At 67.2% G+C, this 20,815-nt stretch carries 18 protein-coding genes; 5 read left to right on the top strand and 13 right to left on the bottom strand.

Going from position 1 to position 20,815, the window contains the following annotated elements; genetic code table 11:
- The first annotated feature begins 95 nt into the window (after positions 1 to 95).
- Positions 96 to 974 (top strand): nuclease-related domain-containing protein, encoded by an 879-nt coding sequence (locus ACGTN6_RS15840; protein ID WP_394593370.1) that lies wholly within the window; start codon positions 96 to 98, stop codon positions 972 to 974.
- A 161-nt stretch (positions 975 to 1,135) separates the two neighbouring features.
- Here the strand turns inward: ACGTN6_RS15840 and ACGTN6_RS15835 are convergent, their stop codons facing one another.
- On the bottom strand, positions 1,136 to 1,765 hold the full coding sequence (locus ACGTN6_RS15835; RefSeq protein WP_394593367.1) for a LysE family translocator: 630 nt from the start codon (positions 1,763 to 1,765) through the stop codon (positions 1,136 to 1,138).
- Between the two features lie 63 nt (positions 1,766 to 1,828).
- Positions 1,829 to 2,641, bottom strand: a complete 813-nt coding sequence (locus ACGTN6_RS15830; RefSeq protein WP_394593364.1) for a ribonuclease I — start codon at positions 2,639 to 2,641, stop codon at positions 1,829 to 1,831.
- Between the two features lie 284 nt (positions 2,642 to 2,925).
- On the opposite strand from ACGTN6_RS15830, the gene ACGTN6_RS15825 reads away from it, so the two are divergent.
- A complete protein-coding gene (locus ACGTN6_RS15825) occupies positions 2,926 to 3,735 on the top strand; it encodes an ATP-grasp domain-containing protein (protein WP_394593362.1) in 810 nt (269 codons plus the stop codon).
- A 9-nt stretch (positions 3,736 to 3,744) separates the two neighbouring features.
- On the opposite strand, the gene ACGTN6_RS15820 is transcribed toward ACGTN6_RS15825, so the two are convergent.
- The 6 genes from ACGTN6_RS15820 to ACGTN6_RS15795 all read right to left on the bottom strand — a co-directional run bounded on the left by ACGTN6_RS15820 (position 3,745) and on the right by ACGTN6_RS15795 (position 10,333).
- Complete coding sequence (locus ACGTN6_RS15820; RefSeq protein ID WP_394593360.1) at positions 3,745 to 5,082, bottom strand: deoxyguanosinetriphosphate triphosphohydrolase; 1,338 nt, start codon at positions 5,080 to 5,082, stop codon at positions 3,745 to 3,747.
- Between the two features lie 72 nt (positions 5,083 to 5,154).
- On the bottom strand, positions 5,155 to 6,651 hold the full coding sequence (locus ACGTN6_RS15815) for a tripartite tricarboxylate transporter permease (RefSeq protein ID WP_394593358.1): 1,497 nt from the start codon (positions 6,649 to 6,651) through the stop codon (positions 5,155 to 5,157).
- Positions 6,652 to 6,660: 9 nt separating this feature from the next.
- The gene (locus ACGTN6_RS15810) at positions 6,661 to 7,125 is read right to left on the bottom strand and encodes a tripartite tricarboxylate transporter TctB family protein (protein ID WP_394593356.1); all 465 of its coding nucleotides are present in this window, start codon (positions 7,123 to 7,125) and stop codon (positions 6,661 to 6,663) included.
- Entirely contained in the window at positions 7,122 to 8,120 is a 999-nt protein-coding gene (locus ACGTN6_RS15805; RefSeq protein ID WP_394593353.1) for a Bug family tripartite tricarboxylate transporter substrate binding protein, read from the bottom strand. Before ACGTN6_RS15805 ends, ACGTN6_RS15810 begins: the two co-directional genes overlap by 4 nt.
- Before the next feature lie 45 nt (positions 8,121 to 8,165).
- Positions 8,166 to 9,371, bottom strand: a complete 1,206-nt coding sequence (locus ACGTN6_RS15800) for a CaiB/BaiF CoA transferase family protein (protein WP_394593350.1) — start codon at positions 9,369 to 9,371, stop codon at positions 8,166 to 8,168.
- Positions 9,372 to 9,373: 2 nt separating this feature from the next.
- The gene (locus ACGTN6_RS15795) at positions 9,374 to 10,333 is read right to left on the bottom strand and encodes a hydroxymethylglutaryl-CoA lyase (protein WP_394593348.1); all 960 of its coding nucleotides are present in this window, start codon (positions 10,331 to 10,333) and stop codon (positions 9,374 to 9,376) included.
- 334 nt (positions 10,334 to 10,667) lie between these two features.
- Here ACGTN6_RS15795 and ACGTN6_RS15790 point away from each other — a divergent pair, with 334 nt between their 5' ends.
- Together ACGTN6_RS15790 and ACGTN6_RS15785 are read left to right on the top strand one after the other, a co-directional pair.
- Complete coding sequence (locus tag ACGTN6_RS15790) at positions 10,668 to 12,254, top strand: peptide MFS transporter (RefSeq protein WP_394593345.1); 1,587 nt, start codon at positions 10,668 to 10,670, stop codon at positions 12,252 to 12,254.
- A gap of 2 nt (positions 12,255 to 12,256) precedes the next feature.
- Positions 12,257 to 14,074: an aminopeptidase P family protein gene (locus ACGTN6_RS15785; RefSeq protein WP_394593343.1), complete on the top strand. Its 1,818-nt coding sequence runs from the start codon at positions 12,257 to 12,259 to the stop codon at positions 14,072 to 14,074.
- A 356-nt stretch (positions 14,075 to 14,430) separates the two neighbouring features.
- On the opposite strand, the gene glnG is transcribed toward ACGTN6_RS15785, so the two are convergent.
- The 4 genes from glnG to ACGTN6_RS15765 form a co-directional block, all read right to left on the bottom strand.
- Positions 14,431 to 15,837, bottom strand: coding sequence for a nitrogen regulation protein NR(I) (gene glnG, locus ACGTN6_RS15780; protein ID WP_394593341.1), 1,407 nt, complete (start codon positions 15,835 to 15,837; stop codon positions 14,431 to 14,433).
- Complete coding sequence (gene glnL / locus ACGTN6_RS15775) at positions 15,830 to 16,876, bottom strand: nitrogen regulation protein NR(II) (RefSeq protein WP_394593340.1); 1,047 nt, start codon at positions 16,874 to 16,876, stop codon at positions 15,830 to 15,832. Before glnL ends, glnG begins: the two co-directional genes overlap by 8 nt.
- 200 nt (positions 16,877 to 17,076) lie before the next feature.
- Positions 17,077 to 17,280: a hypothetical protein gene (locus tag ACGTN6_RS15770; protein ID WP_394593338.1), complete on the bottom strand. Its 204-nt coding sequence runs from the start codon at positions 17,278 to 17,280 to the stop codon at positions 17,077 to 17,079.
- Positions 17,281 to 17,349: 69 nt separating this feature from the next.
- Positions 17,350 to 17,922 (bottom strand): DUF4124 domain-containing protein, encoded by a 573-nt coding sequence (locus tag ACGTN6_RS15765; protein WP_394593336.1) that lies wholly within the window; start codon positions 17,920 to 17,922, stop codon positions 17,350 to 17,352.
- 164 nt (positions 17,923 to 18,086) lie between these two features.
- On the opposite strand from ACGTN6_RS15765, the gene ACGTN6_RS15760 reads away from it, so the two are divergent.
- Positions 18,087 to 18,800 (top strand): ZIP family metal transporter, encoded by a 714-nt coding sequence (locus tag ACGTN6_RS15760; RefSeq protein WP_394593334.1) that lies wholly within the window; start codon positions 18,087 to 18,089, stop codon positions 18,798 to 18,800.
- 111 nt (positions 18,801 to 18,911) lie between these two features.
- Here the strand turns inward: ACGTN6_RS15760 and glnA are convergent, their stop codons facing one another.
- A complete protein-coding gene (glnA, locus tag ACGTN6_RS15755) occupies positions 18,912 to 20,318 on the bottom strand; it encodes a glutamate--ammonia ligase (protein ID WP_394593332.1) in 1,407 nt (468 codons plus the stop codon).
- Positions 20,319 to 20,815: the final 497 nt, after the last annotated feature.

Below are 20,815 nucleotides of genomic sequence, written 5' to 3'. Positions count from 1 at the left end.
ACTCTTCATTCCTCACCACTCAACCAACCGAGCATGGCCCCGAGCGCACAAGGTTGTCTAGAATGGGCAGGGTCTCCCACGGGCAAGGACTCCCGATGGCCTGGTTGGAATACCTGCTTCCCCTCATCTTCCTGTTCCCCCTGGCAGCGACCGCGGTGATCGTGGTGGGCCTGCGCAACCTGCACGACGCCCGCGTCAGCTCGCCCTTCGACGCCCACCCGCTGCGCGAGCCCGGCCAGTCGCTGCGCGACCGCCTGGACCGCGCCTTCGCCAGCCTGTTCCTCAACGGCGCCCTGGGGCCCATCGTGATCATGGTGCCGCTGGTCTACGGCATGGGGCGGATGCTGTTCGCCGACGAGCAGAACTGGCTGGAGTGGAGCCTCTACGGGGCCCTGTCCACGCTGCTGGTGCTGGTGTTCTGCTTCCGGCTGATCCGCGACTTCCAGCGCATCCGCCGCCTCAAGCTGGGCCTGGCCTGCGAGCTGGCGGTCGGCCAGGAGCTCGAACGTCTGATCCATCCCGAGTCGCATCCCTACTTCGTCTTCCACGACGTGCCCGGCGCCGACGACACCCTTGATCACGTGGCGATCACCCCCCACGGGGTCTTCGTCATCGAGACCTGGGCGCGCAGCCCGACGGTGCTCCCCTCTGGCGCAGAGGACAACCGGGTCACCGTGGAGCGCGAACGGCTGCGCTTCCCCGACTGGAACGAACGCGGCCCGCTGCGCGATACGCGGCGCTCAGTGCGGTGGCTGACCGTGTGGCTGGAAAAGGAGCTGGGGCGAGCGGTGCCGGTGAAAGGCGTACTGGCCCTGCCGGGCTGGCAGATCGAACACGCCGAGGCCGCCGACGACCTGCTGGTAGTCAGCGGCGACGCCCTGGCCGACCGGCTTCCCGAGCAGCGGCTGGCCACGCTCGACGACGCCACCCACGACGCGGTGATCGCCGCCATCCATCGCCGCGCCCCGCGCTGATCACTGCCCCATCGACCTACATCGCCACGCCTCGCGGTGATCGCCGGCCCACACTCGCATCGCCGCGCCCCGCGGTGATCGCCGGCCCACACTCGCATCGCCACGCCTCGCGGTGATCGCCGGCCCACACTCGCATCGCCGCGTACCGCGATGAGACTGGCTCAGCTCTCGAGACCTGGGCGCTTCATGAGTGCGAGCATCGCCCCGAACCCGACCATGGCGGCACCGCTGACACGGTTGAACCAGGGAAGCACTCGGCCGCTCCACCAACGACCGACTCTGAGCCCCAATGCCGCATAAAGTGCCACGGCCACGACCTCGAGCACCAAGAAGATGGCGCCTATCGAGATGAAACTTGTCACATAGTGCTCAGGCTCAACAAACTGTGGAAAGAAGGCAGTGAAGATCAGGATAGCCTTGGGGTTGCCCGCGGCGACCACAAACTCCTGTCGCACCAACCGCCACCACGACAAGGCGGGTGCTCCCTCCGCCCCTGCAGCGGGCGCGGGCGCACGCAGCAGTTTGACGCCCAGCCAAACAAGATAGGCCGCGCCCAGCCACTTGATGGCCAGAAACAGCCAGGCAGACGTCTGCAGAACCGCTCCCAGACCGATACCCGCGATGGCGATCATCGGCACGAATGCCAAGACCCTTCCAAGTGAAGCACTGATCGCGGCCCAGATGCCTTGGCGGGCGGCATTGGACATCGCCAGCAAGTTGCTAGGCCCAAAAGCCATATTGAGCGCGAAGCAGGCGGGCAGGAATGTCATGACAACGTCGAGAGACATCATTCAGCTCCTCCATGAGATAACCAATCCGATGCTAGCCACCCTTCGCGCGACAATAAAGCAGCCTTAGTCAAAGCCGGCTATTCTCACTCGCGACGCACAGCGCCCCCGGTCGAGTCGCACCAGGCTGTCGGCGGCCGGGAAGCGATCGAGGGCGCCGGCATCGATGCCGATACGCACCTCGGTCAGCAGCCGGTTACCGCGCCCACGACACACCAGACGCAGCGCACGCCCGGTATCTTCCCCGAAGGCAGCCTCAAAGGCCCCGATCAGTGCGTTGCGCCCTACCTCACCGCCGCGATGCAGTGCCACGAAGTCACCGAAGGCACTGTCGTTGACCGACTCGAGCAATCCCAGTGAGGTGGCGAACAGCGCCTCGGCGGGCAGCGCCAGGCAGGCCGCGTGCTTGGCATACTGGTAGCGATCCAGGCAGCTGGCGCGTCCCGGCATGGCCCTATCCAACCGCTCGCCCAGGGCCTCGGGCAGTACCAACGGCGCATGCGACCGGCAGAAGCCGCCATCCGGCCTCGGCGTCTCGAGGAAGCAGCCTTTCCGCCACCAGTCGCGGCGCGTCACGCCTTGCTCACGGAGGTCATCCGGCAGCGAGGCCCATAGCCCGTGCAGCACGAAGCGCTCGTCGGCGCCTCGCCGCAGGCGCGGCTCGCGGCACTCCCTGGGGGGACGAGAACGGCTGGCGCAGAAGCCGGGATGCCAGGTCAGCGCCAGGGTGTAGTGGTCGACGCCTTCGACGTCCAGCGGCGATGCCGCCCGGGCCGCAGGGGAGAGCGAGGCCAGGGCCAGCCAGCCACAGAGCAGTCCCAGCAGCAGCGCTATCCCTGGCCGGCGGCACGCGCGTCTAGTCCACGTCAGACGACTCAATGACAGTGCCCTCCCCCTTGGCGGCGTCCCCACAGGAAGGCGCCCAGAGCCAGCAGGGCGGTGATGACGTTGAGCAGGGTGACGTAGTGCCCGCCGAAGACATCACTGCCCAGGCCGAAATCGGCTCGATGATCATTGCGCTCCCTTCACTCCATGCCATTGGCTACTCAGCATAACCGCCGGGGCGACTCCAGGCTCAAGCGACGCATATCGATAACGCTTGCCAGAACCGTGACGTCGGACAATAATCCTTCGCCTTCGCAGGAGATGCCCTTTTCATCGCCATGAAACTCATCACGTTCGACGTTTTTCGCACTCTCGGCATTCCCGGGGTGCGCTATATCAAGCCGGAACGCATGTACGACCACCTGGAGGAGATCCGCCAGGCGGACTGGCTGCTGTTCCCCGAATACTGGCAGGTCAACGCCCTGGTCTACGGCCTGGGCGCGCGGATCTTCCCGAGCCTTTCCAGCTATCATCTGGGCCACGACAAGGTCCAGCAGACCCGTGCCTTCCTGGCGCTGTGCCCGGAGCACGTGCCGCCCACCGAGATCCGCGGCACCTCGCGCAGCGCCCTGGATGAGGTCGAGGCGCGCTTCGGCTACCCCTTCATCGCCAAGCGCATCAAGAGCGCCATGGGCGAGGGCGTGCGGCTGATCGAGTCGCGCCAGGCGCTGCTCGATCACGTCGCCGAAGAGCCGGTGCTGTATGCGCAAGCACGCCTGTCCGTCGACCGCGACCTGCGCATCGTGGTGGTCGGCGGCGAGGTGCTCACCGCCTACTGGCGCGTCACGCCGCTGGGCGGCTACCGTGCCAACGTCAGCCAGGGCGGGCGCATCGATCATGCGGCCATTCCCGCGGCGGCCGTCGACCTGGCCCTGCACCTGGCCCGCAGGCTCGGCATCGACCACGCCGGCTTCGATATCGCCATGGTCGACGGTCATCCCTACGTGTTCGAGTTCAACCGGCTGTTCGGCAACCAGGGCATCGCCGACAGCAGCAAGCGCATCGGCGCGGCCATCCAGCGCGTGCTGGGCCTGGGCGACGATGATCGCGACCCGGATGGGGAGCCGCCGCTGCAGCTGACGGCATGAGCGTCGGGCTCAGTCGCCCTTGAGCCGCCCGCCCATCTCCTGGGCCAGGTCCACGGCGTAGTGGTCGGTCATGCCGCCGATGAAGTCGAGCATGCGCCGGTAGCTGTCGTAGAGCGACCAGGAGGGCAGCGGGGTGTTCTCGCCGATCAGCGCCAGCACCCGCTGGTGCTTGAAAGTGGAACGCCCGGTGTGATGCAGCTCGTGGGCGGCGCCGATAAAGGCCTCCAGCAGGATCCCCAGCGTCGTATGCGCACCGATTTCCAGCTTGGCCTTGCGCTCGTTGCGGAAGATGCGCTCGCGGGCCAGCTGCTTGGCCGCCTTCACCCCCCAGTCCAGGTCTGGATGACACAGCTCGAGCAGGTCGTCGCGTAGCCGCCCGCCGAGCAGCTCGCCCTCGTGCTGCACGAACACCGAGGCCACCTCGGTCACTGCCCGCTCCATGGCCGCCCCGCGCAGCGCGGCGACGCGGCGACGCTGGGAGACGCCCTGGCGCTGCATGGACGGGAAATCGCCCGGCTCGCCGCCGGCGATCTGGGTCAGCACCTCGGCCACCTCGTCGAAACCGAGGATGCCCATCTCCAGGCCGTCCTCCAGGTCGAGCAGCGCGTAGCAGATGTCGTCGGCGGCCTCGACCAGCCAGGCCAGCGGATGCCGGCTCCAGCGATTCTCTCCCTGGGGCAGCAGCCCCAGGCGCTCGGCCACCTCGGCCAGCAGATGGGCCTCGCTCTGGTAGCAGCCGAACTTGCCGGCGGCCCCGCCGTGCTCGACGGTCCAGGGATACTTGAGCAGGGTGCCGAGCGTCGCCGCGGTCAGGCGCATGCCGCCGCGGAACTGGTTGTATTCGATCTGGGTGACGATGCGGAAGCCCTGCGCATTGCCCTCGTAGGTCAGCAGGTCGGCACGCTCGGCGTCGGAGAGTTCGTCCAGCAGGCCGCTGCCGTCGCCCTCGGCACGCTTGAACCAGTCGCGGATGGCGTACTCGCCGGCATGGCCGAAGGGCGGGTTGCCGATATCGTGGCCCAGGCACGCGGCCTGGACGATCACGCCCAGGTCGGCCGGGGTGATCCAGGCCGGCATCCGGTGGCGCAGCTCCTCGCCGACGCTCATGCCCAGCGAGCGGCCCACGCAGCCCACTTCCAGCGAATGGGTCAAGCGGGTGTGGATATGATCGTTATCGGTGAGCGGATGCACCTGGGTCTTGCGCCCCAGGCGGCGGAAGGAGCCGGCGAAGACGATGCGGTCGTGATCCTTGTGGAAGGGGCTGCGGCCGACCTCGTCGCGGGCCACCCCGCGTCGGTCGTGGAGCCGGGCCGGATCGAGCAGCCGCTCCCAGGTCATCTGCGTCATGGGCATTCCTCCTTGAGGATCCCATTCTGGCACCGGGAGACGACTCGCCCAAGCGGCCACAGCGCTTTTCGTTCACTCCAGTCGCTGCTTGACCAGCAACGCATAGATCAAGCCGGCGACCAGCAAGGTAATGGCGAACAGGTAGATGCCGATGGAGATGCCGCTGCTCCACAGGATGCTCCAGTCGCCGCCGGTGATCGCCATCGCACGTCGCAGATTGAACTCCATCTGGCCTCCCAGCAGCAGGCCGAGCACCACCGGCACCGTCGGAATCTCGAGCTTGCGCAGTACGTACCCGAGCACGCCGAAGGCCAGCATCATGTAGAGATCGAAGGGGCTGTTGTTGAGCGAATAGACCCCCACCAAGGCCACCAGCACTACCATCGGCATCAGGAACCACGACGGAGCCTGCAGCACCTTGGCGAACAGCCCCACCAGCGGGATGTTGAGCACCAGCAGCATGACATTGCCGATGAACAGGGCCGCCACCAGCCCCCAGACCATATCCGGCTGCTGTTCGAAGAGCAGAGGCCCCGGCGTGATGTTCATCGACAGCAGCAGCGCCAGCAGGATCGCGGTGGTGCCACTCCCCGGAATGCCCAGCGACAGCATGGGGATCAAGGCACCGCCGGCGGCGGCGTTGTTGCCGGACTCCGGCGCCGCCACCCCGCGGGGATCCCCGCTTCCGAAGCGTCCCTTGCTTCCCCACCATCGCTTCTCCAGCACGTAGGAAAGGAAGCTGCCGAGCGAGGCCCCCGCCCCCGGCAGCACGCCGGCGATGAAACCGATCACCGAGCCACGCCCGATGGTCGAGGCGCAGTTCAGCGATTGCCGCATGCCCGGCACGGCCGAACCGAGCTGCATGGGAGCCACACGCTGATGCTGGTCGCGCTCCAGAAACAGCAGGCACTCGGAGATCGCAAACAGCCCGATCAGCGCCACCAGATAGTCGATCCCGTCATATAGCTCGTACCAGCCGAAGGTGTAGCGGGCCACGCTGCTGACGGGATCGATGCCCACCGTGCCCAGCAGCAGCCCCAGGCAGGCCGCGATGAAGCTCTTGGTAAAGCTGCCGGAGGTCACGCCGCCGATCGTGGCGAAAGCCAGCATGAACAGGGCGAAGTACTCGGCGGGGCCAAAGCGGATCGCCACCGAGACCAGCAGGGGGGCGAACAGCGTCAGCCCGATGGTGGCAATGGTCGCCCCGACGAAGGATGCCACGGCGGAAAGCCCCAGCGCCTCGCCGCCTCGGCCGCTGCGCGCCATCGGGTAGCCGTCGAGGGTCGTCATCATTGCCGGCTCGTCGCCGGGGATGTTGAGCACGATGGAGCTGATACGCCCACCGTACATGCAGCCGTAATAGACGCTGACCAGCAGGATCAGCGCCGCGGTGGGCGCCAGGCCGAAATTGAACGCCAGCGGGATCATCAAGGCCACGCCGTTCACCGGGCCCAGCCCCGGCAAGGCCCCAATCAGGGTACCGACGGTACAGCCGATCAGCGCCAACAGCAGATGCTCGGGCTGCAGCGCCACGGCAAACCCGTGCATGAGGGAATCGAATATTTCCATGGCGGAACGCTACACACTCCAACCGGGAATGTCGGGCAAGGGCATGCCCAGGGCAAACTCGAACAGCACAAAGAGCGCCAGACCCAGCAGCACGCCGTAAGGCAGGGCCTGGCGCCAGCGGGCCCCGAACAGGCGCATCAGCAGCACGGTGGCGACCAGGGTCGCGGGCACGAAGCCCAGCGGCTCGAGCACGGCACCGTAGCAGCCCAGCAACAGCAGCATGCCGAGCTGGCGAACCAGCGCGGCATGCCCCGGCCAGCGTTGATTGATGCCGGGGCGGGCGATCAGATACAGCGCCAGAACGCCCAGCGGCACGCTGACCAGCCGAGGGAAGACCCCCGGCCCCACCGGCTGCAGGAAGCCGGTGACGAAGGTATGGGAATGCCACCAGGCGCCCAGTGCCAACAGCGCCAGCACCGCCCCAGCGATCCGATCGCCGAGGGCGGCATGACTCCCCGAGACGTCATCGCTCACTGGATGACCCCGATCTCCCGGGAAATGGCCTCGACGCTATCGATCGACTCGCGCACGAAGTCACTGAACTCGTCGCCGCCGCGCCACAGCGGCACCAGGCCGTTCTGCGCCGCCACCTCCTTCCACTCGTCGCTCTGGTAGAGGGTATGCAGGGTGTCGACCATGGCGGCGTAATCGTCGTCCGACACCTCGCCGCCGGTATAGAAGCCGCGCCAGTTGTAGCCGGTCACGTCATAGCCCTGCGAGACGGCCGTCGGCAGTTCGTCGAAGGGCTCGGGCAGCGGCTCCTCGGAGAGCACCGCCAGGGCCCGCACGTCGCCGGATTCGATGAAGCCGGCGATCTCACCCAGGTCGGTGGAAACCGCATCCACGTGACCGCCCATCATCTGGGTCACGGCCGGACCGCCGCCGTCGAACTGCACCCAGCGCAGCGCGCCGATGCGATCGCCCGGCAGCCCCGCGGCCTTGGCCAGCATCAGCGCGCGGATATGGTCCCAGCCGCCGGCGCCGCTGGAGCCGGACATCACCACCGAGGTGGGATCCTCGACGATGGTCTCGAGCAGCTGATCGAGGGTCTGGTAGGGGCTGTCGTCATCGACCAGGATCACGCCCACGTCGGTGCCGAGCATTCCCAGCCAGCGCATGGTGTCGGCATCGCCCGGATAGCGCCCCTGAGCGATCTGGGTCATGCCCACGGTGCTGGTGGCCACCATCAGGTTGCTGTCGTCGGCGCGCTTGCCGGCCACGTTGGAGAATGCCACGGCGCCCACGCCACCCGGCATGTTGGTCACCTGGACGTTGCCGTCAACCAGCTCCAGGTCATGCAGCAGCTTGCCCACCGAACGGCAGGTGAAGTCCCATCCACCGCCGGGATCGGCCGGGGCGATGCACTCGTCGATAGGCAGTGCCTGCGCGGGCAGGCTGACCGCCAGACCCATGCCCAGCAGGGCGGAAACACCCAGGCGCGGGATGATCTTCGTGGTATTGATCGGCATGTCGTCGCTCCTTGTTGTTGTCGTTCGTGCCCCCCGAAAAGGGGCTCAGATGATGCCTTTTGCCCGCAGCGTATCGCGTTCGGCATCGGCCAGGCCCAGCTCGGCGAGGATCGCCTCGGTGTGCTCGCCCAACCGGGGCACGGGATGATGTATCGACGCGGGGGCTTCCTGCATCTTCACCGGGAAGCCGGTGGTCGGTACCTTGCCGTCGGCCCCCTGATCGAGCTCCAGGGCCATTTGCTGGGCCAGGACCTGGGGATCCTCGAAGGTCTCGCGCAGGTCGTGAACGCGGCCGCAGGGCACGCCGGCGGCGTTGAAGTGCGCGATCCACTCATCCACGCTGCGCGTCTCGATCGCCCGGTTGAGGATCTCGCGCAGCGCCTCGCGGTTGTCCATGCGCCGCCGGTTGTCCAGGAAGCGTTCGTCCTCCAGCAGCGACAGCATGTCCAGAGCGCCGAGGAAGCGCTCGACCATGATGTCGTTGCTCGGCGCGATGGCCACCTCGCCATCACTGGCCTGGAACAGGCCATAGGGATAAAGCATGGGATGGTCGTTGCCGGTGCGCTTGGGCACCTCGCCGGTGGCGAAGTACTCCGCCGCCAGATACCCCATCATGCCGATCAGGCCGTTGGTCAGGGCGGTCTCGACGATCTCGCCCTGGCCGGTACGCTCGCGGCGCACCAGCGCCGCACTGATGCCGAAGGCCAGGTTCTGGCTGGCGACCATGTCGCTGATCGGCGGCGCGGCACGCATCGGTTCGCCTCCCTCCCGACCGTTCACGCCCATGAAGCCGCTCATCGCCTGGGCGATGAAGTCGTAGGCCGGGCGGTCGCGATACGGGCCGCTGGAGCCGAAGCCGTTGATGCGCCCCACCACCAGGTGCGGAAAACGTTCGCGCAGGGTGGCATCGTCGAGTCCCATCCTGGCCATGACGCCGGGGCGGAAGTTCTCCACCAGCACGTCGGCATCCTCCAGCAGCCGGTTCAGAATCGCCTTACCCTCCTCCTGGCGCAGGTCGAGGGTCAGGGAGCGCTTGTTGCGATTGAACTGGGCGAAGTACCAGCTGAAGCCGTTCACCATGTTGCCCTGGGAGCGCACGATATCGCCGCGCCCGGGAGGCTCGACCTTGATCACCTCGGCCCCGTGGTCGCCGAGCATCTGGGTGCAGAAGGGCCCGGAGATCACCCGGGTCAGATCGATAACGCGAATTCCCTGCAAGGAACCCGTCGTGGGAGACGCAGAATCCGGCATGCTCATCCTCGTGCAGTGGGTACGGCGGAACAGTCGCTGAGCGTCAGTCGCGCTCCGGCCTTGGACACCTGGCCCGGCAGATCGCGCCCCATCAGCCGCGTGGCGACCCTCGCCGCCTCGATCATCCGCGCGAGGTCGATGCCCGAGTCGATGCCCATCTCGTCCAGCAGATAGACCAGATCCTCGCTGGCAATGTTGCCCGACGCCCCGGGCGCGAACGGACAGCCACCGAGCCCGCCGATGGAGCTCTCGTAGCGATCCACTCCCAGGGCAAGCCCCTGCATGACATTGGCCAGCCCGATGCCGCGGGTGTTGTGAAAGTGCAGCGTGGGCAGGACCTCGGGGGCCACCTCGCGCAGATGGCGAATGCGCTCGGTGACCAGCGGCGGCGTAGCCATGCCAGTGGTATCGCCGAGCGACACATGGCGAACGCCGAGGTCGGCAAAACGCCGAGCGATCCGCCCCACGGCGGCCACCTCGAGATCTCCCTCGAAGGGGCAGCCGAAGCTAGTGGCGATCGCCCCGCGCAGTTCGACCCCGCTGCCCTCCAGCAGCCGCGCCACCTCCTCGAACCCCGCCAGGGAAGCGTCCACGCTGCGATTCACGTTCTTGGCGTTATGGGTTTCCGAGGCCGAGACGAACATCACCACCGCATCGATGCCGGCTTCCAGCGCCCGCTCGGCGCCACGCCGATTGGGCACCAGCGCCGACAGATGGACGCCGTCGAGGCCACGCAGTGCGGCCACCAGTTCGCCGGCATCGGCCAGCGCCGGCACGGCCCGGGGGCTGACGAACGACGTGATCTCGAAGGCGTTGACGCCCGCCGCTACCAGGGCGTGGATCAGCTCGAGTTTCTCGGCGGTGGTCAGCACCACCGGCTCGTTCTGCAATCCATCCCGAGGCCCCACCTCGGTCACGCATACCCGGCGAGGCTGACGCTCGGAACCGTCGATAATGGACATGGCAGCGGCCTCCTTTCGGGATACGGCACGTCGATGCGACGTCGGGTCACTATAGGCAGCGCCAGGAGGCGCTCACATTAGCCTTTTGTTGATGAAAGGGCCCCATCATGAGGCGGGCTGGCTTACAGGATCGCGCCATTTTCTTGGGCCGAGGCCGCGCAGGCATTTCGCCGCCTAACAAAAAACCATAGAATCGTCCGCCGCAATCGCGCCGCACAGAAAAAAATTCAGCAAATAACGATATCACCAGCGATGTCATCTGACGCATGACAGCTGCTGCCTCTCGCCCGGCGCGGGCAACAACGCCACAAGCTACTCACAAGGCAGACGTTTCATGACTTCCACCCCCGACGCCTCCGCGTCCCGACGGGATCGCGGCTTCTTCGGCCATCCTCGCCCCCTCGGGCCGCTGTTCTTCACCGAGATGTGGGAACGCTTCTCCTACTACGGCATCCGCCCGATGCTGGTGCTGTTCATCGCCGCCTCGCTGATCGACGGCGGCCTTGGCTTCGACGAGAAGACCGCCGCCGCCATCGTCGGCCTATACGCCGGTGCCATCTATCTCGCCGCCCTGCCCGGCGGCTGGCTGGCCGACAACTGGCTCGGCCAGCGCCGCGCAGTGTGGTACGGCTCGGTGCTGATCGCGCTTGGCCACCTGAGCATCGCACTTTCGGCGCTGCTCGGGGCGCCAGCCTTCTTCGTCGGCCTGATCCTGATCGTGCTCGGCTCGGGGCTGTTCAAGACCTGCATCTCGGTGATGGTAGGCAGCCTCTACGACGAGGGTGACGTGCGCCGCGACGGCGGCTTCGCCATCTTCTACATGGGCATCAACCTCGGCGCCCTGCTGGCTCCGTTGATGAGCGGCATGCTGATGGAGACCTGGGGCTGGCACTGGGGCTTCGGCATCGGCGGGCTCGGCATGCTGGTCGCGCTGTTGATCTTCCGCCTGTGGGCGGTGCCGGCCATGCAGCGCGCCGACATCGAGCGCGGTCGCGCCGCCAGCTGGGACGCCCCGGCCCAGCGCCGCCGGCACGTGGGCGCCTGGGTTACCGGCTTCATGGCCCTGCTCGCTGGCCTGGTGGTGCTGGCCACCACCGGCGTCATCCACATCGACGCCCGTGCCCTCGCCGAGGGCATGACCACGGCGCTGATCGTGGTGGCACTGGGCTTCTACGCCTACCTGATGCTGTTCAGCGGCCTGAACGGCGACGAGCGCGCCCGGGTCACCGTGTGCTTCGTGCTGATCGTCGCCGCCGCCTTCTTCTGGGCGGCCTTCGAGCAGCAGCCCACCTCCTATAACCTGTTTGCCGAGAATTACACCGACCGCGGGCTGTTCGGCTGGGAGATTCCCACCGTCTGGTTCCAGTCCCTGAATCCCATCTTCATCGTCCTGCTCGGGCCGCTGTTCGGTTGGCTATGGCCAGCCCTGGGGAAACGCCGCCTGGAGCCCGGCAGCCCGATGAAGTTCGTGTTCGGCCTGCTGCTTGCCGCCTGCGGCTTCGGCCTGATGGTGCTGGCCGCCCAGCGCGTGCTCAGCGGCACGGGGCTGGTCTCGCCGCTGTGGATCATCGCCAGCATGCTGCTGCTGACCCTTGGCGAGCTGTGCCTGTCGCCGGTGGGGCTATCCACCATGTCCGGCCTGTCGCCGCGGCGCACCCAGGGCCAGCTGATGGGCCTGTGGTTCACCGGCTCGGCACTCGGCAATCTGGTCGCGGGGCTGATCGGCGGCCACGTCAATCCCGAGGAAGTCCAGCAGATGCCGGAACTGTTCGGCCGCTCGGCCATCGCCCTGGTGATCTTCGCCGCGGTGCTGCTGTTGCTCGTCCCGGTGTTCAAGCGCATGCTCGGACACCATCGCATTATCGACCCGGCCGCCGCCCATCGCGCGAACGCCGACGCCACCTACCAGACGGGAGCCTGAGCATGACCGCATCCAGTGCCGACACCGCAAGCCAACGCCTCCAAGCCCTGCGCGAGGCCATGCGCGAACACGCCATCGATGCCTGGTGGCTGCCCTCCTCGGACCCGCACAACTCCGAGTACCTGCCCGAACACTGGGCCGGACGCGCCTGGCTGTCGGGCTTCGACGGTTCGGTGGGCACCCTGGTCATCACCCAGGAGGCCGCCGGGGTATGGGTCGACAGCCGCTACTGGGTCCAGGCCGAGGAACAGCTGGCCGGCAGCGGCATCGAACTGATGAAGCTCATGCCCGGCCAGGCCGATGCGCCGATGCGCTGGCTGGCCGAGCGGCTCGATGAGGGCGCTACGCTCGGCTTCGACGCCGACGTGGTGTCGCTGGCCAATGCGCGCCGCCTCGAGGAGCTACTGACACCGGCGGGCATTCACCTGCGCGGCGACCTGGACCTGCTCGATGCCATCTGGCCCGAGCGCCCGTCGCTGCCCGAGGCGCCGCTCTACGCCCACCCGGCGGCCTACCTCGACGAGAGCCGCGGCGAGCGGCTGGCCCGGGTTCGTGCCGCCATGGCCGAGCACGGCGCCGACTGGCACCCGATCTCGACCCTGGACGACATCGCCTGGCTGACCCAGCTGCGCGGCGCCGACGTCGAGTTCAATCCGGTGTTCCTCGCCCACCTGCTGGTGGGCCGCGACGCCGCCACGCTGTTCGTCGCCCCGGGCAAGCTCGACGATGCCCTGACGGCGGCGCTGGCCGAGGACGGCATCGCCGTGGCGGACTACGCCGACTGGCATCGCCAACTCAATGCGCTTCCGGCCGATGCCTGCGTGCTGATCGACCCGGCCAAGCTGACCCTGGGCACCCGCCAGGCGCTGCCCGAAGGCGCGCACCTGGCCGAGGCCTACCAGCCCAGCACCCTGGCCAAGGGCCGCAAGAGCGACGCCGACCTGGAACACGTCCGCGTGGCCATGGAGGAAGACGGCGCGGCCCTGTGCGAGTTCTTCGCCTGGCTCGAGGCGGCGCTCGAACGCGGCGAAACCGTCACCGAGCTGACCGTGGACGAGGAACTCACCGCCGCCCGCGCCCGTCGCCCCGGCTTCGTCAGCCGCAGCTTCGGCACCATCGCCGCCTATAACGCCAACGGTGCGCTGCCCCACTACCACGCCACGCCGGAGGCCCACGCCACTATAGCGGGCGACGGCCTGCTGCTGATCGACTCCGGCGGCCAGTACCACGGCGGCACCACCGACATCACCCGGGTGGTGCCGGTAGGCGAAATCACCGACGCCCACCGCGAGGACTACACCCGCGTGCTCAAGGGCACCATCGCCCTCTCCCGGGCCCAGTTCCCGCTGGGCATCCCCTCGCCGCACCTGGACGCCATCGCCCGCGCCCCGCTGTGGGCCAGCGGCCGCGACTACGGCCACGGCACCGGCCACGGCGTGGGCTACTTCCTCAACGTCCACGAGGGCCCGCAGGTGATCGCCTGGTACGCGCCGGCAGCGCCGCACACCGCCATGCAGCCGGGGATGATCACCTCCATCGAGCCCGGCGTGTATCGCCCGGGCCAGTGGGGCATCCGCATCGAGAACCTGGCCGCCAACCGCCCCGCCGAGGCCAGCGAGTTCGGCGACTTCCTGCGCTTCGAGACGCTGACCCTGTGCCCCATCGACACCCGCCCCATCGACGTCGCCCTGCTCGATGCCGCCGAGGCCGACTGGCTCGACGCCTACCACGCCGAAGTCCGCAGCCGGCTCGCGCCCAAACTCGAGGGCGATGCCCTGGCCTGGCTCGAGAAGCGCACCCAGCCGCTCGCCCGCGGCTGAGCGGGGCGTAGCGTTACCATTGAGCTAAAGCCAATATAAGAGAGGGGCGCCGACTCGGTCGGCGCCCCTCTTTATTTGGACTCTTCGCACCTTGGCGTGAAGGCCATGGTGGGCTGGGCAGTGGCTTCACGCTGATCTGCGAAGAGCCTTGATTTGGGATCTTCGCACCTTGGCATGAAGACCATGGTGGGAGCGCAGCTCGCTGCGCGACCCGCCGCGTCAGCGGCGGCGACAGCATCCCCCTCGGCGGATACCGCCAGGCGCCTGCGGCGCCCTTCGCGCAATAAATTGCGCTCCTACGAAGATCGTCAGCACCTTGCGCTTCGCTTCTCGCTCCCTCGTTCGTAGCCCGTCGCTCAGTCCTCCGCCATCTCCGGCAGCAGCGTCTTGAGCTTGCGGGTCAGCGTATTGCGCCCCCAACCCAAGAGCTCGGCGGCTTCGCCCTTGCGTCCGCCGGTGTGCTTGAGTGCGGTCTCGATGAGGATCTTCTCGAAGTCCGGCACGGCTTCTTCCAGCAGGTGGGTATGGCCGGCGGCGAGCGCCCGGTCGGCCCAGTCGCGGAAGGCCAGCCGCCAGTCGCCGGCGGCGCCGCCCTCGTCGCCATCACGCAGTTCCGGCGGCAGGTCCTCGACCAGCACCTCACGGCCCGAAGCCATCACCGTCAGCCAGCGGCAGGTATTTTCCAGTTGGCGGACGTTACCCGGCCAGGCCAGCCGCGTCAGGTGCGCCTCGGCCTCCTCGGTCAGCACCTTGGCGTCGGTGGACAGTTCCTTGGCGGCCTCGGCCAGGAAGTGTCGGGCCAGGCGCGGGATGTCCTCGCGCCGGTCGGCGAGCTTCGGCAAGTGGACGCGAATGACGTTGAGACGGTGGAACAGGTCCTCGCGGAAGCGTCCCTCATCGACCAGCCCCTCCAGGTTCTGGTGCGTGGCGGCGATGATCCGCACGTCCACCTTCACCGAGGTGTGGCCGCCCACCCGGTAGAACTCGCCGTCGGCCAGTACCCGCAGCAGCCGGGTCTGGGTCTCGGCGGGCATGTCGCCGATCTCGTCAAGGAACAGGGTGCCACCGTCGGCCTGCTCGAAGCGCCCCTGGCGCTGGGCGGTCGCGCCGGTGAAAGCCCCCTTCTCGTGGCCGAACAGCTCGGATTCGATCAGGTCGCGGGGAATCGCCGCCATGTTCAGGGCGATGAACGGATGACCGGCGCGCGGGCTGTGCTGATGCAAGGCCTGGGCGACCCGCTCCTTGCCGGTGCCGGACTCGCCGTTGATCAGCACCGTGATGTGCGACTGCGACAGCCGACCGATGGCGCGGAACACCTCCTGCATGGCCGGCGCCTCGCCGATAATCTCCGCATCCAGCCCCTCGGGTGCGTGAACCGGGCGCTGGCGCTCGCGGGCATGGGCCACGGCCCGGCGCACCAGCGCCAGCGCCTCATCGACGTCGAACGGCTTGGGCAGGTACTCGAAGGCCCCGCCCTGATAAGAGGCCACCGCGCTGTCGAGGTCCGAGTGGGCGGTCATCACGATCACCGGAAGCTCCGGATGCGTCTCGCGAACCCGGGCCATCAGGTCCAGGCCGTCGATCCCCGGCATGCGAATATCGGTCACCAGCACGTCGGGCGGGCTCTCGAGCAGCCGCTCCAGCACCCGGTCGGCCCGGTCGACGCACTCGACCGCCAGATCGGGCTGTGCCAGGGCGCGCTCCAGCACCCAGCGAATGGCACGATCGTCATCGACGACCATGACGCGTGCGGCTTCAGTCATGGGATGTCTCCAGCGGTATCAGCAATCGGAATTCGGTCTTGCCCGGCCAGGAGTCGCACTCGATCAGCCCTTGATGCTGATGAAGGATCGACTGGGCGATGGACAGCCCCAGGCCGCTGCCCTCGGCACGGCCGGACACCATGGGATAGAACAGCGTCTCCTTGAGCGCGTCGGGGATGCCGGGCCCGTTGTCGAGGATGCTCACCTCGCAGACCAGGCGGTGACGCTCGGCCCCCAGGGTGAACTGGCGACGTGCTCGGGTACGCAGCACCAGGGTCGGCCCCTCGATGCCGGCCTCGGTCATCGCCTCCACGGCATTGCGCGCCACGTTGAGGATGGCCTGGATCAGCTGGGACTCGTCGCCGATCAAATCGGGCAGGCTGGGGTCGTAGTCGCGGGTGATCGCCACCTCGGGATGCTCCACGGCCACCAGCGCGCGTACTCGCTCCAGTACCCTGTGGACGTTGAGCGGCTCATGACGGCTGACCCGATTGGGGCCGAGCATGGAATCCACCAGGTCGCGCAGTCGGTCGACCTCCTCGACGATGATCCGAGTGAACTCGGTGAGCTGGGGGTCTTCCAGGTCCCGCTCCAGCAACTGGGCGGCGCCCCGGATGCCTCCCAGCGGATTCTTGACCTCATGGGCGAGCCCACGGGCCAGCACCTTGATGGTCTCCTGGCGAGTCTGCAGCGCCTCCTCTCGGGAGATGCGTAGCAGCCGGTCGCGGGGCTCCACCTCCAGCAGCAGTTCGTCCGGCGACAGCGGGGTGACGGTGTAGTCCACGGTCTGGACCTCGCCGGTCGGCAGGGTCAGCCGGGCCTCGCGCTGGGTGAACGGATGGAACTCGTCGCGCGCCTTGGCCAGCAGACCGCCGATGTCCTCCTCGGCATCGACCAGCCCCGGCAACGCCAGGCCGGTCACCCGCGCCCGGCTCAGCGCCAGCAGGGCCTCCGCCGCCGGATTCATCCAGCGCAGCCGCAGCTGGCCGTCCAGCAGCAGCACGGCGGTGGTGAGGTGTTCCATGAGGCGTTGATACATTGGTGCATTCCCGGCAACGAAGTGAGCGGTCACCCTCCAGACCATGGCGAAGAGGTCAGTGCAAAGCTCTATGCAAAAGATCATTGCAATAAGCACGCCACTTTGGGGAGGGCCTCATCACGGCGCCCCACGGCGATTCGCCATGGGGAACATGCACCACTTTAGTGCACCACCCTGGTGCACGCACTGTCAGGCAGCGCTCACCGCTCGTAGGGCGCCTCGCGGGGGTGCGTTCGTGCCTTGCCATGCTCCCGCGGGAATTCGTACGGCGAACCGTCTTCCCGCTTCCGGCGCACGCTCTCCTGCGGATGATCGCTGCGCAGGCGTTCGGCATGGCGGAAGGCACGGCCCTCTGCTATGCGCTCGGCATGCTCGAAGGCATCGTGGCGCCCATCGTCACGCACCGACGGTGAATGGCAGGGCCTCGAGGTACCGTCCGGGCACAGCGGCCGAGGCGCCCGGCGAGGGGGCAGCTAATCGGACGGGTTATTGGGGTTACGGGGCAGGTTGACGCTGGCCCGCTGAACATAGAGGGTCACCGGCGAGGTGCGGTGGCGCACCGCACCCGAGGCATCGAGCAGTTCAGCCTGCACCACGTGCTCGCCGCGATGCAGGTTGGACAGCAGGAAGGTGTCGGTATGCATGGCCGACTGGCTGAGCCGACCATCCAGCAACAGGCGGACTTGGTGGTCATCGCGCAGCGCGGGGCGAATGTCCAGCCGCACCTGAACGTTGCCGGCGACGCCGGTCGGCAGGGTCGCCTGCTGCTCGGGAGAAGCGATCGCGAACACGTCGTAGGGCATGAAGGGTTGCATCGACGCGTCTCGCTGGGGCGCTTCCTGCACCACCGGCGCTCGCTTCTCCACTTGCACTGTCCGAGACGGCACCACGGTGACCGGATCGAGCTCTATCGCTTCGCCGCCACGCTGCGGATCGTCGGTGAATACCACATTGCCCTGGGCATCGGTGGTGCGGTAGATGGTCTGGGCGGCGGCCGGCAGGCCGATCGTGAGCCCCAGCAGCACCAACCACATCAGTCCCTTCATCATGCAGCTCCCCCGGAATCGGCGGCGGTCGCCTCGCTATCGGTGGGCATGGCGCCCCCTGACCAGCCTAAACCAAGCGGCCGCGGCAGCGGAATCCGCATTCGCGTCCACCATGAATGCCGTTAGGATATCCTTCCGACATCCAGAGGCGAGGAACATTCGGCATGGAAGCGTGGCACGAGGTTGTCATCCTGACCCTGATGGCGGGCATGGCGATGCCGCTGGGCGGCTGGATCGCCCAGGAGGAGCGCATCGGCCCGAACTGGCTCGAGACCGAGCTGCGCCACGGCATCATCGCCTTCGGCGGCGGCGCGCTGCTCTCGGCAGTGGCCCTGGTGCTGGTCCCCCGCAGCTTCGATGCCCTCGCTCTCGGCCCGGCCGTGGGCTGGTTCCTGGCCGGCGGCCTAGCCTTCATGGGCCTCGACATCGCCCTGAATCGCAGCGGCGCCTCCGCCAGTCAGCTCGCCGCCATGCTCTCCGACTTCATCCCCGAAGCCCTGGCGCTGGGTGCCGCCTTCGCCTACGGCGGCGGCAGCGGCGTGCTGCTGGCCCTGCTGATGGCGCTGCAGAACCTGCCGGAGGGCTTCAACGCCTACCGCGAGCTGCGCGAGAGCACCCACTACTCGGCCCGACGCCTGTTGGCGCTGTTCTTCGCCATGGCCTGGCTGGGCCCGCTGGCCGGGCTGAGCGGCTACTGGTGGCTCGCCGACTACCCCGCCGCGGTGGGCGCGGTCATGCTGTTCGCCGCCGGCGGCATCCTCTACTCGGTGTTCCAGGATCTCGCGCCTCAGGCCCGACTGGAGCGCCACTGGGGCCCACCGCTCGGCGCGGTGCTGGGCTTTGCGCTCGGCATCGCCGGGCATATGTTGCTTGGCTGATGGGGTGAGGGGGGAACGGCGAGAAGCGAGTAGAGCGCGGTGAGATGAAAAAAGGCACGCCCGCGGGCGTGCCTTTTCAAGCCAGGGCGCGGCGCCAGGCGCCGCGCGGCCTCAGCAGCTGTAGTACATGTCGAACTCGACCGGATGCGTGGTCATGCGCAGGCGCTCGACGTCTTCTTCCTTGAGCTCGATGTAGGCGTCGATCATCTCGTCGGTGAACACGCCACCCTCGGTCAGGAAGGCACGGTCTTCGTTCAGTGCCGCCAGGGCCTGGTCCAGACTCTCGGCCACGGTCGGGATGGACTTGCCCTCTTCCGGCGGCAGGTCATAGAGGTTCTTGTCCATGGCATCGCCGGGGTGGATCTTGTTCTTGATGCCATCGATGCCGGCCATCAGCATCGCCGCGAAGCACAGGTACGGGTTGGCGGTCGGGTCGGGGAAACGAGCCTCGACGCGCTTGCCCTTCGGGCTGGCGGTGTACGGGATGCGGATGGAGGCAGAGCGGTTGCGGGCGCTGTAGGCCAGCATCACCGGCGCCTCGAAGCCCGGCACCAGACGCTTGTAAGAGTTGGTAGAAGCGTTGGTGAAGGCGTTCAGGGCACGAGCGTGCTTGATGATGCCACCGATGTAGTACAGCGCCATTTCGGACAGGCCCGCGTACTGGTCGCCGGCGAACTGGTTCTCGCCGTCCTTCCAGAAGGACTGGTGGACGTGCATGCCGGAGCCGTTGTCACCGACCAGCGGCTTGGGCATGAAGGTGGCGGTCTTGCCGTAGGCGTGGGCCACGTTGTGCACCACGTACTTCATTTCCTGAAGCTCGTCGGCCTTCTTCACCAGGGTGTTGAACTTGACGCCGATCTCGTTCTGGCCGGCGTTGGCGACTTCGTGGTGGTGCACCTCGACGGACTGGCCGATGGCCTCGAGGGTGTTGCACATGGCGCCGCGGATGTCGTGGAAGCTGTCGACCGGCGGCACCGGGAAGTAGCCGCCCTTGACGCGCGGACGGTGCGCCAGGTTGCCGCCTTCGACCTGACGGTCGGTGGCCCAGGCGCCTTCCTCGGAGGTGATCTTGTACATGGCGCCTTCGATATCGGCTTTCCAGTGCACCTCGTCGAAGATGAAGAACTCGGGCTCGGGGCCGAAGAAGGCGGTGTCGCCCAGGCCGGTGGACTGAAGGTAGGCCTCGGCGCGCTTGGCGATGGAGCGCGGGTCACGCTCGTAGCCCTGCATGGTGGCCGGCTCGATGATGTCGCAGCGCAGGATCAGGGTGGCGTCTTCGGTGAAGGGGTCGAGGAAGCCGGTGCCGTCCTCCGGGCGCAGGATCATGTCGGACTCGTTGATGCCCTTCCAGCCGGAGATGGAGGAGCCGTCGAACATCTGGCCGTTCTCGAAGAACTCCTCGTCGACGTCGCGAGCCGGAATGGTGACGTGCTGTTCCTTGCCTTTGGTGTCGGTGAAGCGCAGGTCGACCCACTTCACGTCATGTTCTTCGATCAGGGCGAGAGTCTTCTCGGACATGAGGTCCTCCAGGGTAATGGCTGGTTATCGGGTATTCCGCTTATCTCTGTCGCCGGTCGCGGTAGTGTCCAGTCGACGTTGTAGCATGCCGCAGGCATGATGCCCACGCCGCCATGCACGACCATGGCACTGCCCCAAATAATGCAGCCAGCGTGCCAAAATAGCGCCAACCTTCATGCAAAATGGCATAACAACCTGAGATGAAAGAAGAAAAAAAATCGCGCCATGAAGGTGCAAGATCACCGTTTCGCCCCATGCCCTCTCACCGCGCCGCAACGGGCACCAAAAACGCACACAAATGGCGCAAATACTGGCTAAGCGCACCATAAAGGTGCACAGAGTGACTCGCCCTCGCACCTTCCGACGACATTCTGTCACCGCCCGCAGGTCCTTGAATCCATGGGTCGGAGTGCCCAACACCCCGGTTTCCCACCGACAAGGCTGGTAGCGTCAAGGTCCTGACCCTATAATGCCACCCCAATTTTCCCAGCAGGATC

Origin of the sequence: Halomonas sp. B23F22_20 (genome assembly GCF_043496985.1) — a bacterium.
Classification (GTDB): Bacteria; Pseudomonadota; Gammaproteobacteria; order Pseudomonadales; family Halomonadaceae; genus Halomonas.
This window is presented reverse-complemented; position numbering and strand designations above follow the sequence as displayed.

Excerpts from the sequence above, each read along its gene's own strand:
- ACGTN6_RS15840 (WP_394593370.1), top strand. The coding sequence starts at position 96 with ATGGCCTGGTTGGAATACCTGCTTCCCCTCATCTTCCTGTTCCCCCTG.
- ACGTN6_RS15835 (WP_394593367.1), bottom strand. The coding sequence starts at position 1,765 with ATGATGTCTCTCGACGTTGTCATGACATTCCTGCCCGCCTGCTTCGCG.
- ACGTN6_RS15825 (WP_394593362.1), top strand. The coding sequence starts at position 2,926 with ATGAAACTCATCACGTTCGACGTTTTTCGCACTCTCGGCATTCCCGGG.
- ACGTN6_RS15820 (WP_394593360.1), bottom strand. The coding sequence starts at position 5,082 with ATGACGCAGATGACCTGGGAGCGGCTGCTCGATCCGGCCCGGCTCCAC.
- ACGTN6_RS15815 (WP_394593358.1), bottom strand. The coding sequence starts at position 6,651 with ATGGAAATATTCGATTCCCTCATGCACGGGTTTGCCGTGGCGCTGCAG.
- ACGTN6_RS15805 (WP_394593353.1), bottom strand. The coding sequence starts at position 8,120 with ATGCCGATCAATACCACGAAGATCATCCCGCGCCTGGGTGTTTCCGCC.
- ACGTN6_RS15800 (WP_394593350.1), bottom strand. The coding sequence starts at position 9,371 with ATGCCGGATTCTGCGTCTCCCACGACGGGTTCCTTGCAGGGAATTCGC.
- ACGTN6_RS15795 (WP_394593348.1), bottom strand. The coding sequence starts at position 10,333 with ATGTCCATTATCGACGGTTCCGAGCGTCAGCCTCGCCGGGTATGCGTG.
- ACGTN6_RS15790 (WP_394593345.1), top strand. The coding sequence starts at position 10,668 with ATGACTTCCACCCCCGACGCCTCCGCGTCCCGACGGGATCGCGGCTTC.
- ACGTN6_RS15785 (WP_394593343.1), top strand. The coding sequence starts at position 12,257 with ATGACCGCATCCAGTGCCGACACCGCAAGCCAACGCCTCCAAGCCCTG.
- glnG (WP_394593341.1), bottom strand. The coding sequence starts at position 15,837 with ATGACTGAAGCCGCACGCGTCATGGTCGTCGATGACGATCGTGCCATT.
- glnL (WP_394593340.1), bottom strand. The coding sequence starts at position 16,876 with ATGTATCAACGCCTCATGGAACACCTCACCACCGCCGTGCTGCTGCTG.
- ACGTN6_RS15765 (WP_394593336.1), bottom strand. The coding sequence starts at position 17,922 with ATGAAGGGACTGATGTGGTTGGTGCTGCTGGGGCTCACGATCGGCCTG.
- ACGTN6_RS15760 (WP_394593334.1), top strand. The coding sequence starts at position 18,087 with ATGGAAGCGTGGCACGAGGTTGTCATCCTGACCCTGATGGCGGGCATG.
- glnA (WP_394593332.1), bottom strand. The coding sequence starts at position 20,318 with ATGTCCGAGAAGACTCTCGCCCTGATCGAAGAACATGACGTGAAGTGG.